The organism is Rhizobacter sp. P3_C12, assembly GCF_056402735.1.
In genome coordinates this window covers 1-10,492 of record NZ_JBFUGW010000225.1, presented here as the reverse complement: position 1 = coordinate 10,492, position 10,492 = coordinate 1, and the positions used below count along the sequence as shown (strand labels likewise).

Annotated in this window: 13 protein-coding genes; 8 read left to right on the top strand and 5 right to left on the bottom strand. The window is 67.2% G+C overall.

Annotated features, from left to right (window positions below; translation table 11 throughout):
* The 3 genes from AC1DXV_RS25855 to atzF form a co-directional block, all read right to left on the bottom strand.
* The coding region (locus AC1DXV_RS25855) for an AtzE family amidohydrolase (protein WP_477936243.1) at positions 1-903 on the bottom strand (903 nt) is incomplete at its 3' end.
* Positions 900-1,118, bottom strand: a complete 219-nt coding sequence (locus tag AC1DXV_RS25850; RefSeq protein ID WP_477874023.1) for a DUF4089 domain-containing protein — start codon at positions 1,116-1,118, stop codon at positions 900-902. The genes AC1DXV_RS25855 and AC1DXV_RS25850, both read right to left, overlap by 4 nt.
* A 42-nt stretch (positions 1,119-1,160) precedes the next feature.
* Positions 1,161-2,990 (bottom strand): allophanate hydrolase, encoded by a 1,830-nt coding sequence (gene atzF / locus AC1DXV_RS25845; RefSeq protein ID WP_477936241.1) that lies wholly within the window; start codon positions 2,988-2,990, stop codon positions 1,161-1,163.
* Positions 2,991-3,185: 195 nt separating this feature from the next.
* Between atzF and AC1DXV_RS25840 the strand changes: the two genes are divergently transcribed.
* Complete coding sequence (locus tag AC1DXV_RS25840; protein ID WP_477866320.1) at positions 3,186-4,280, top strand: LacI family DNA-binding transcriptional regulator; 1,095 nt, start codon at positions 3,186-3,188, stop codon at positions 4,278-4,280.
* Between the two features lie 33 nt (positions 4,281-4,313).
* Here AC1DXV_RS25840 and AC1DXV_RS25835 read toward each other — a convergent pair whose 3' ends face one another.
* Both AC1DXV_RS25835 and AC1DXV_RS25830 read right to left on the bottom strand, forming a co-directional pair.
* Positions 4,314-5,231 carry a dihydrodipicolinate synthase family protein gene (locus AC1DXV_RS25835; protein ID WP_477866318.1) on the bottom strand — a complete coding sequence of 306 codons (918 nt, stop codon included), beginning with the start codon at positions 5,229-5,231 and terminating at the stop codon, positions 4,314-4,316.
* Positions 5,232-5,241: 10 nt separating this feature from the next.
* Positions 5,242-6,264 carry an aldo/keto reductase gene (locus tag AC1DXV_RS25830; protein ID WP_477866316.1) on the bottom strand — a complete coding sequence of 341 codons (1,023 nt, stop codon included), beginning with the start codon at positions 6,262-6,264 and terminating at the stop codon, positions 5,242-5,244.
* A gap of 180 nt (positions 6,265-6,444) precedes the next feature.
* Between AC1DXV_RS25830 and AC1DXV_RS25825 the strand changes: the two genes are divergently transcribed.
* The 7 genes from AC1DXV_RS25825 (at position 6,445) to AC1DXV_RS25795 (ending at position 10,349) form a co-directional block, all read left to right on the top strand.
* The gene (locus tag AC1DXV_RS25825; protein WP_477866314.1) at positions 6,445-6,834 is read left to right on the top strand and encodes a hypothetical protein; all 390 of its coding nucleotides are present in this window, start codon (positions 6,445-6,447) and stop codon (positions 6,832-6,834) included.
* Between the two features lie 18 nt (positions 6,835-6,852).
* Positions 6,853-7,857 carry a hypothetical protein gene (locus AC1DXV_RS25820; protein WP_477866312.1) on the top strand — a complete coding sequence of 335 codons (1,005 nt, stop codon included), beginning with the start codon at positions 6,853-6,855 and terminating at the stop codon, positions 7,855-7,857.
* Positions 7,858-7,955: 98 nt separating this feature from the next.
* Positions 7,956-8,279, top strand: a complete 324-nt coding sequence (locus AC1DXV_RS25815) for a hypothetical protein (RefSeq protein WP_477936239.1) — start codon at positions 7,956-7,958, stop codon at positions 8,277-8,279.
* A 174-nt stretch (positions 8,280-8,453) separates the two neighbouring features.
* On the top strand, positions 8,454-9,047 hold the full coding sequence (locus tag AC1DXV_RS25810; RefSeq protein ID WP_477866308.1) for a prolyl hydroxylase family protein: 594 nt from the start codon (positions 8,454-8,456) through the stop codon (positions 9,045-9,047).
* 50 nt (positions 9,048-9,097) lie between these two features.
* Entirely contained in the window at positions 9,098-9,394 is a 297-nt protein-coding gene (locus tag AC1DXV_RS25805; RefSeq protein ID WP_477866306.1) for a hypothetical protein, read from the top strand.
* Between the two features lie 8 nt (positions 9,395-9,402).
* Positions 9,403-10,014, top strand: a complete 612-nt coding sequence (locus tag AC1DXV_RS25800; protein WP_477936237.1) for a hypothetical protein — start codon at positions 9,403-9,405, stop codon at positions 10,012-10,014.
* Between the two features lie 2 nt (positions 10,015-10,016).
* Positions 10,017-10,349 (top strand): hypothetical protein, encoded by a 333-nt coding sequence (locus AC1DXV_RS25795; RefSeq protein ID WP_477866302.1) that lies wholly within the window; start codon positions 10,017-10,019, stop codon positions 10,347-10,349.
* The last annotated feature ends 143 nt before the right edge of the window (positions 10,350-10,492 follow it).

The window sequence follows — 10,492 nt, the reverse complement described above, 5'->3', positions numbered from 1 at the left end:
CTGCACGCGGCGGGTCGCGTGCAGCACCTCGGCCGCGATCGCCACCGCGCGCTGCGCCGCCGGCCCGGCGTGCTCCTCGAAGTAGCCGTCCAGCACGCCGATGCGCAGGCCGGCGATCGGGTGGCCGATGTGTTCCAGCGCCGGTTGCACGCGCTCGGCATGGCAGCCGGGGTCCAGCGGATCCGGGCCCTGCATCGCGTCGTAGGTGGCGGCCAGGTCCTCGACGCTGCGCGCGAACGGCCCCAGGTGGTCGAGGCTCGCGACGAACGGGAAGCTGCCGCGCCGCGACAGCCGCCCGAAGGTCGGCTTCAGCCCCCACACGCCGCACAGCGACGACGGCACGCGGATCGAGCCGTTGGTGTCGGAGCCGAGCGTCACCGGCACCTGGCCGGCCGCCACCGCGGCGCCGCAGCCGCCCGACGATCCGCCTGCGGTGCGCGTCAGGTCGCGCGGGTTGCGGCTCGGGCCGTAGTGGCTGTTCTCGGTGGTGAAGCCATAGGCGAACTCGTCCATGTTCAGCGCGCCCACCAGCACCGCGCCGGCCGCGCGCAGGCGCTCGACCAGCACCGCATCGGCCGCGGCCGGTGGCTCGCCCTGGCGCACCTTGCTGCCGGCGCGCGTGGTCAGGCCTTCGATGTCGAACAGGTTCTTCACCGCATACGGCAGCCCGGCCAGCGCCGGCAGCACCTCGCCGCGGGCGCGCATCGCATCGACCGCGCGCGCCTCGCGCACCGCACGCTCGAAGGTGCCGTCGGTGAAGGCGTTGACCCGTGCGTCGCAGACCTCGATGCGGGCGATGCAGTGCTCGAGCGCCTCTTCGGCCAGCATCTCGCCGCTGCGCACGGCGCGCACCACCGACATGCCGGTGCTCATCCCGCCGGCATGCGCGAGACGCGCCGTCATGCCGGATCCTCGGCCGGGAACGGCGCCGGGCAGTAGACCTCGGCCGGTTCCAGCTCGGCGCCGAGCGGCAGCAGCCGCAGCGGCGTGACCATCGTGCGCGTGCGGGCCAGGTGCGTCGCGACGCGCGCGACCTGCGCCTCGTCGAGCGGCAGCTCCAGCAGCCGGGCGCTGGCGCGCACGAAATCGACGATGTCGGATGGGGTGGTGTCGGTCATGGCGGAAGACCTCCTTGCGCGGGAGTGCTGCAAGGACCGTGCTCAGCCGAGCGAAGCGAGGAAGCCGCGCCAGCCGCCGTACGCGGTGATGTCCAGCGCGCTGCCGCCGGCTGCCACGCCACGCGGCTCGCAGACGAAGCCGCGCTCCTGCGTGCCGTCGTCCAGCTCTACCGTGCCGAGCGCGAGCGGCGGGCCGACCATCTGCAGGAAGCTGCCGCCGTGGGCCGCGTCGATCTCCCACACCTCCACGTCGATCGCGCGACCCGCCTCGGGGCCGACATGCACCAGCGCGGGTCGCGTCGGCGCGTGGCCGGTCAGCGAATGCAGCCGGTACGCCGGCGCGGTGCGGGTGCGGCGCAGCAGCCGGCCGGCGCGTTCGGTCAGCTGCCAGTTCAGCGCGAGCCCGCTCATGTGCGCGCCGACGACGACCAGCCGCAGCGGCTGCGCGGGCGCGGGGGCGGCCAGCACCGGCGCGGCACCGATCGGATGCCGCATCACGCCGGCGGTCGGCTCGAACACGCGGGCGAGCGTGGCGGCCAGCCCGGCCAGCGCGAAATCGCTGAACGCCGGCCCGATCAGCGTGACGCCGGCCGGCAGGCCGTCGCCGCGCATCGGGCCGGGCAGCGCATGGGCCGCCATGTCGAGCAGGTTGACGAAGTTCGTGTAGTGGCCGAGGCGCCGGTTCGGCTCGAACGGATCGGCCTGCAGCGCGGCCCGCGTCGGGTGCGTCGGCGCGCTCGGCACCACCAGCACCGCGACCTGCGACCACATCGCCGCTGCCTGGCGCTGCGCCGCGGCCAGCGCGTACTGCGCCTCGAACAGCTCGTGGGCGGCCGGCGCGCGGCCGCTGCGCACGATCGCCGCGACGGTGGGGTCGGCACCGGGCGGGTCGCCATCGAGGAAGGCGCCGACCGCGGCATAGCGTTCGGCCACCCACGGCCCCTGGTACAGCAGCGCCGCAACGCGCGCGAGCGGCTCGAATGGCACCGGCACCAGCTTGCAGCCGCGCTCGCGCAGATGGACCAGCGCGGCCTCGAAGGCGTCGCGCGCCTGCGCATCGCCGAAGAACTCCAGCGTGTCGGGCACGCCGACCGCGAGGTCCTGCAACGCGTCCAGCCGCAGCCGCGGCGGCAACGCGCTGCGGCTGAACGGGTCCTGCGGATCGGGGCCGGCCGCCTGGCTCGCGACCACCCAGGCGTCTTCCGGCGTCAACGCGAACACCGAGATGCAGTCGAGGCTGCGGCAGGCCGGTACCACACCGGTCGACGGCAGCCAGCCCTTGGTCGGCTTCAACCCGCTGATGTGGCAGAAACCGGCCGGCACGCGGCCCGAGCCGGCTGTGTCGGTGCCGAGCGCGAACGGCACCTGGCCGGTCGCGACCACGTAGGCCGAGCCCGAACTGGAACCGCCGCTCACATGGGCTGCATCGAACGGGTTCGGCACCGCGCCGTACGGCGAACGCGTGCCCACCAGGCCGGTCGCGAACTGGTCGAGGTTGGTCTTGCCGACGGGAATGGCGCCGGCATCGGCCAGGCGTTGCACCGCGGTGGCATGCCGCGCGGCCGGGCCGCTCGCGAAGCCCGGGCAGGCGGCGGTGGTCGGCAACCCGGCCACGTCGATGTTGTCCTTCACCGCGAACGGCAGGCCGAAGAGGGGCAGCCGCTCCCACAGCGCCGCGCCTTCGCCGCGCGCGCGGGCATCGCAGGCCTCGGCCTCGGCCAGCAGTTCCTCCTCGGGCCGCAGCGCGATCCAGGCCGATGCCGCATGCCGTGCACGCTCGTGCAGCACGCGCTCCATCAGCCGACGCACCGTCAGGGTGCCTTCGCGCAGCGCCTGCTGCAGTTCACGCAAGGTCCGGGGCTCGAGGGACATGGGATCCGKGCTCCACAACAGGGCATCGACACGGGTCGAGAATGGGTGAATGCGATCTTGTATGCAAGTTGCGAGCCATGGTTTTCCCTCATGTTGCGTGGGTGCCGATACGCTCCTTCGGGGGTGTTTCAACGCCGCAATGCATGGATGCATGAACGTACACTTTTCGATTCACTCACAGCAGTACGGCCACGCATGAAGGCGGTCTCCAAGAAGGTCACCAAGAGCCCACCCCCCAAGCCGGCGCGCAAGCGTGCCGCTGCGGCGCCCGCCGTGGCCAGCGTCACCGACACATCGGTGACGCTGCAGATGGTGGCCGAGCTGGCGGGCGTGTCGTCGAGCACGGTCTCGCGCATCCTGAACGGCAGCGCGAAGGTGAGTCCGGCCAAGCAGAAGGCGGTCGATGCCGCGATCGCGCGGCTGGGCTTCATGCCGAACCCGGTGGCGCGCGGCCTGGCCGGCGGGCGCACGCTGAGCATCGGCGTGGTCACGCAGTCGATCGACAGCCCGTTCTACGGCGAAGGCCTGCGCGGCATCGAGGCGGTGCTCGGCGCGGCCGGCTACATGCCGCTGTTCGCGAGCGGCCACTGGACGGTGGCCGACGAGAAGAAATGCGTCGACCTGCTGCTGTCGCGGCGCGTCGACGGCCTGATCGTCTTCACCGGCCGGCTGCCCGACGAGGTGCTGATGCAGGTGGCGCGGCGCGTGCCGACGGTGGTGACGGGGCGCAAGCTCTCGGCCCCCGGCCTGTTCAGCCTGAACTTCGCGAATGTCGAGGGCGCGCGCATGGCGACGCGGCACCTGATCGAACTGGGCCACCGGCGCATCGTGCACATCCTCGGTTCGCGCGAGCATGCCGATGCGCGCGAGCGCAAGGAAGGCTACCGCCGTGCGCTGAAGGAGGCCGGCATCGCCTACGACCCTGCGCTGGTGGTGCAGGGCGATTTCAGCGAGGCGGGCGGGCTGAAGGCGCTGAGCCAGCTGATGGAATCGCGCACCGACTTCAGCGCGATCTTCGCGGCGAACGACCAGACGGCCTATGGCGCGGCGCTCGGCCTGTACCGGCGCAACCTGCGCGTGCCCGACGACGTGGCGGTGGTCGGCTTCGACGACCTCGCGGGTTCGCAGTACTCGATCCCGCCGCTGACCACGATCCGCCAGCCGGTGTACCAGCTCGGCGAACTGGGCGCGCTGGCGGTGCTGGCGATGCTGCGCGGCGAGACGCCGGACGGCGCGCTACCGCCGCCGCTGCTCGTGATGCGGGAATCGACGCGACCGTTGAAGCGCTGAGAACGGAAGCATCCGTTCGCCCTCGGCAGGTGATCATCGGCCCCAGCGCAGCACCAGCGGATCCAGCCGCCGTGCCGCATCGAGCAGGCCGGTGCGCGTGGCCGGGTGCATCGGCGGGTACGGATGGCGCGGCGCATCGCACGCGATGACGCCGCCTTCCTTCATCAGTGCCTTCGCGCTCAGGAAGCCGCCCTGGCGGTTCTCGAAGTTGATCAGCGGCAGCCAGCGTGCATAGGCCGCGACGGCTGCTTCACGATTGCCTGCCGCGAACGCATCGACGATCTGCCGGATGCCGTCGGGGAAGCCGCCGCCGGTCATCGCACCGGTCGCGCCGGCATCCAGGTCGGCCAGCAGCGTGATCGCCTCCTCGCCGTCCCACGGGCCTTCGATCGCATCGCCGCCCAGCGCGATCAGGTCGCGCAGCTTGGCCGCCGCCTGCGGCACCTCGATCTTGAAGTAGCGCACGTTCGCCGTCTCGCGTGCGATGCGTGCCAGCGTGGCCGCGCTCAGCGTGGTGCCGCTGACGGGAGCGTCCTGCACCATGATCGGAATCGCGAGCGCCTCGGACAGCCGCGAGAAGAACTCGATGCTCTGGCCCTCGGGCACGCGCAGCGTCGCGCCGTGGTACGGCGGCATCGCCATCACCATCGCCGCGCCCTGCTGCTGCGCGCGCACGCTGCGCTCGATGCACAGCCGCGTGCTGAAGTGCGTGGTCGTCACGATCACCGGCACGCGGCCGGCCACGTGCTCGAGGATGGTTTTCGTCAGCAGCTCGCGCTCGGCATCGGCGATGACGAACTGCTCGGAGAAGTTCGCGAGGATGCACAGCCCGGTCGAGCCGGCATCGATCATGAAATCGACGCAGCGTTTCTGGCTCGGCAGGTCGAGCTCGCCGCTGTCGGTGAAGGTGGTGGGCACCACCGGGAACACGCCCTGGTATCGCGCGGTCATGCTTGTCTCCTCACACCGGCAGCGGGTTGCGTTCGAACGATGCCTGGTGCCAGTACGGATACGGCCGGGTCACCGTGCTGGCCTCGTCGAGCAGCTTCATCTGCGACGTGCTCAGCGACCAGCCGACAGCGCCGAGGTTGTCGCGCAGCTGGGCCTCGTCGCGCGCGCCGATGATCACGTTCGCGACCGTGGGYCGCTGCAGCAGCCAGTTCAGTGCGATCTGCGCCACGCTCTTGCCGGTTTCCTTCGCGACGGCGTCGATCGCGTCCATCACGCGGAACAACTGCTCGTCGGGCACCGGCGGGCCGAACTCGGCGGTCTTGTGCAGGCGGCTCTGCGCCGGCAGCCCGGTGCCGCGGCGGATCTTGCCGGTGAGGCGGCCCCAGCCGAGCGGGCTCCACACCACCGCGCCCACGCCCTGGTCGAGCGCAAGCGGCATCAGCTCCCATTCGTAGTCGCGGCCGATCAGCGAGTAGTAGGCCTGGTGCGCGACGTAGCGCGAGATGCCCAGGCGCTCCGATGCGGCCAGCGACTTCATCAGGTGCCAGCCGGAGAAGTTCGACACGCCGAGGTAGCGGATCTTGCCGGCGCGCACCAGGTCATCGAGCGTGCGCAGCGTCTCTTCGACCGGCGTCTGCGCATCGAAGCCGTGCAGCTGGAACAGGTCGATGTAGTCGGTGCCGAGCCGCTTCAGCGAAGCGTGCACCGCATCGAGCAGGTGGTGGCGCGACGAGCCGACGTCGTTCGGCCCGCTGCCGAGGCGGAAGGTGGCTTTCGTCGAGAGGATCACCTTGTCGCGCCGGCCGGCGATCGCCTGGCCGAGCACCTGCTCGGCCGCGCCCGCGGAGTACACGTCGGCGCTGTCGAACATGTTCAGGCCGGCCTCGAGGCAGATGTCGAGCAGGCGGCGTGCGCCGTCGGCATCGGTCTTGCCCCAGGCGCCGAAGAATTCGCCACCGCCGCCGAAGGTGCCGGTGCCGAGGCTGAGCACGGGGACCTTGAAGCCGCTCGAGCCGAGTCTGCGATGTTCCATTCGAATCTCCATCAAGGGGGGCGCGCAGTTTGCCCTGCCCCGGGTAGACCCAACGATAGCAGGGGTGTGGCTGTAAAGATGCCATGCGTAACCCGTGCAAACATTCTGCACAGTTGATTTCTAGACTGGTTCCTCGACGCCATCGAGCAGTGCAACCCGGTGTCGAAAAAGGAGACGGTTATGGAGAACTGGACGCAGATTGCGGCGGCGCTGTCGTTGTTGGTTGCCCTGGTCGTGGTGATGGCGATGACGTTCGTGATGAACGCCATCGCGCGGTGTGCCGAACGGCGCGCCGAGGAGGTCTACCTGCAGGCCAAGGGGCTGGCCTTCAGCCTGGCCCGCTCGCACCTGCAGGGCGCCTACCTGGGCTTGAACCGGCGGTGCTGCCCCGCATGCCGAAGCCGCGTGAGCGTGGCGGCCGCCGCGCACGACTGCAGCGCGGCGATGCGGATGGTCGACGTGAACTGTGATTGCGGGCTGTGTGCCTGTCGCCTGGGGCTGTGTCGGCAGGCCGACGAGGAGCTGATCCAGCCCACGCCCACCGGGCCGGGCGAGTCTGGCGGCAGATGACGGCGCGAGGGTTCGAAGATGGACCTCGTAACGCCACTCGACGCGACATCGTTCGGCGTYACCCTCAAAGTCCTCGGGCCGCTGTACTGGATCATTGCAGTGGCCGTCGCGATCGTCGTGTCGTGGTTCCCGAAGCGCCACTGGATGCAGTGGGGCGTCGCGGCCGGGGTCATGGCCGCATTCGCATATCCGGTGGCGACGCACTTTGCCGAGCGCAATCGGTGGCTCGACCAATCGAACGCGAGACTCGAGGCCGCCATGGCGCATTTCCAGAAGCGTTGCAAGACCGCTGGAGACAAGGTCAACCGTGTCGTCGAGGATGTCGATGGCATCGTCTGGATGAAGTGGCGTCCGGTGATCGTGGACGCCGAGCAGTTTTCGGAGGATCCCTATGGCAGGGATTGCAGCGGCGAGGATTGCATCAAGATTCTTCTGCGTGCGTCCAGCGGTGGCGGGCTGGATCGGCCGGAGGCAAGGCAATACGCGACTGGCTACCGCTTCGTCGAGGCCGTGGACCCGAGCGACGGGAAGCGGTATCGGTACACGGCCGCCCTCGCGTTCGTGAGACAGCGGACACGGGTCGAGAGAGAGCAGTACATGGCGAAAGGCAGCGGCAGGGACCCCGGCTTTGGGATCTACGAGTTCAAGCTGGAACGCAAAGCCATCGACGCGTTCACGGCGCGCTATGGTTTGACGTGGGATGACATCTCCACGCTCGACGATCGCGAGCACTGGGTGGCCGGAGGCACGCTGAAGGCCATCGATCTGCAAACCCAGGAGGTTGTCGCGGAGCGAACCGGGTATCTCTTGAACACGAGGCGAGGGCGCATCGAGTACTCCAACGATCCCTGGGCGTGGGCCAAGCTGTATGCGCCCCGATGCCCGAAGCGGGATGAGCGCACGTGGGATTTCGCTTCGAAGCGTCTTCGGCCATCGAAGGGGGAACAGCCGGGTGGGTCTGAGCATGGTGCCGCCGCAGGGCTGCCAGACCGAGATCGGCGATCGCGGCCATCAACGGGTTGAAAGACCGCGCAACTGCATATCTCCTGCACAGTTGATTTCTAAGCTGCTTCGCTCAACACCACTCTGCAGTGCAACCCGGTGTTGGCAAAGGACGGCAAATGAACGATTGGTTGGGTGTTGCGATAGTGGTGTCGGTGGTGGGGTTCGTGGTCGCGATGAAGGCGCTCGAGCGCTGGATTGAACGGCGAGCGGACGAGCTGTTCCTGCAGGCGAAGGGCACCGCGCTGGATGCGGCCCACTCGCACGGCGCGCAGGCGGGCATGGCAGAGCGACGATGCCCCGCGTGCGATGGAGTGGTGACGGTGAGTGAACGCCAGACCGGCGTGCCGGATGCGCTTCCGGTGCTGGAGGTGCGTTGCGAATGCGGCCTGTGCGACATCAGCGTCTGCGTGGAAGCGCCGGACGACGATGAAGTGAAGTAGATCGTTGTGCGCGGACGCGCGGCTTGCAGTAGCGCATCCGCGCACTCGTTCCATACAGAGTGCTCATACCGTCATCTGGCTCGTTGATGTCCCCCATCAGTGGGTGCGCGCAGTTGAGGACTTTGCGGCGCGGCGTGACTAGACTGGCGCGGTCAAAGGGAGAAGGAAGAAGACATGTCGGACATCGTGATCGGTGAGGCGCTTGCTGGTGTGCCCGCATCACCGCGGCAATGGGTGCCTCATTCGGAGCGCGTGTTCTCGGTGCCGGGCTTGTTGTCGAGCGACGAGTGTGCGGCGCTGATCGAACTGGCGGAGCAGCGTGGGTTCGACGCGGCATCGGTGCGGACTGCGGCAGGCCAGCAGCTGATGCGCAATGTGCGGAACAACGAGCGTGCGCAGTTCGAGGCGCCGTCGTGGATCGCGTTGTTGTGGGGGCGGTTGGCGGCGTTGCCGCTGCCGCACCTGGATGGCGAAGCTGCCATGGGGTTGCCGAAGGAACTGCGCTTCTACAAGTACTCGCCCGGGCAGCGCTTCAAGATGCACAAGGACGGGCCGTGGTCCGAGGGCGGAATGACCAGCAGGCTGACGCTGCTGGTCTACCTGAATCACGGCTTCGAAGGCGGGGAGACGGACTTCCGGGACTTCAAGGTGGTGCCGCAGCAGGGATGCGGGCTGCTCTTCATTCATGACACGTGGCATGAAGGGGCGGAGGTCGGGCGGGGGATGAAGTACGTGCTGCGATCGGATGTGATGTACGGTTCATCTTGAAGGCAAGGTAATCTGAAAATAAATATGAATCGCAACATTGGGCATTGAATATGGCTTTCGTCAACGAATTTATTTCTCTGGAAGACGTTGAGAAGTACAGCATCAAGGCGATTGATAGGCGATTCTTGAAGATGACATTCGAGCCTGATTGGACGATTGATAAAGAGCGAGACGTCTATTTTCGTTTCGTGGGGTCGGGTCGCGAGGAATTCGCTACACAGAAGGAGTGCACGCTCTATTGGCGAGGTGTGCTGCTAGCGATTCAGCTGGATCAACAGATCGCGGCGTCGGTGGTTCCAAAAAATGACTATTTCCAGATCAATTTCAGAATGCGGGTGCCCGCATGAGGACGTCTATGCCACCCCCCTCCTTTGAGCCGACAAAACCCCCAGTCGAGATGCCGCCGACCGTTCCGGTTTTCAGCTTGTCAGGCAGCTTGAGTCCGCTGCTGTTGATCCCCATGGCGGTGCCAGTTTTCGTGGCGCTGTTCGCGACTGACAACATTCTTGATCTGTGGCCCTGGCTGCGTCGATTTACCTTGTGGATGCAGCACCTGATGCCGTTCATACCTATGAATGCGCATGCGGCTTCGACCACCTATTCCCAAGCCGCCTTGCTGACTCACTGCCTCACGCTAACGGTAATTCCCATTGCTTCGCTGGTGTGGCTGTGGCAGAGCTTCGTGAACTACCCGCGGCTGCTGGCACGCAGCCGGGCACGAGGAGGAATGAGGTTCAGGCAATACCTGCTGCTGTCGCTCGTAGGCGTGCCGTTGATGCTTGGTGGCGTCTACTTCTTCATGGCTCTTCCCGGGGACCCTTCATTCGCAAAAGGTATGACTACACATAGCCGCGTCGGATTCGCGTTCCTGACCTTCTCCGCGATGTATGGCACCAGCGTAGCCCTTGGCGGTCAACTACTCATTCTCCGACTCTTCATCGATACCAACTTTAGAAAGGTGGTCTGAAAGTGGCTTCCATCGACTACTCATTCATCGAAACATTTGCGGTCAAGTTCAAGGACCCGGACGGCTGGGATGCCGTTGGAACGCCGACAGGATCAGCCGATCAATTCTTCGCCGAACTAGGCAAGCTCTCGAAGAAGATTCAAGAAGGAAAACTCACGGTCAGTGACGTTGAGGCGGCCAAGGCGGTGCTCAATAAGTTCGCTGATGGCATCAACCGGCTCAACGCTCGAATTGCAGGGGCGGCATCAGGTAATGCGGAGGATGCGAAGTTCGCCAAAGCGTTCAGAAGCATGGCTGCCGACGTTAACCTAGAAGGAATGCGGGTGGCCGCATGAGGCCGGCCATGCTTCCCCCCTCTTTTGAGGAGACCAAGCCACCGGTCGAGGTGCCAGCGACCATTCCGGTGTTCTCGCTTCGAGGTACTTTGAGCCCGTTGCTCATGGTCCCCGTGGCACTGCCATTGCTCGTCATTCTGTTC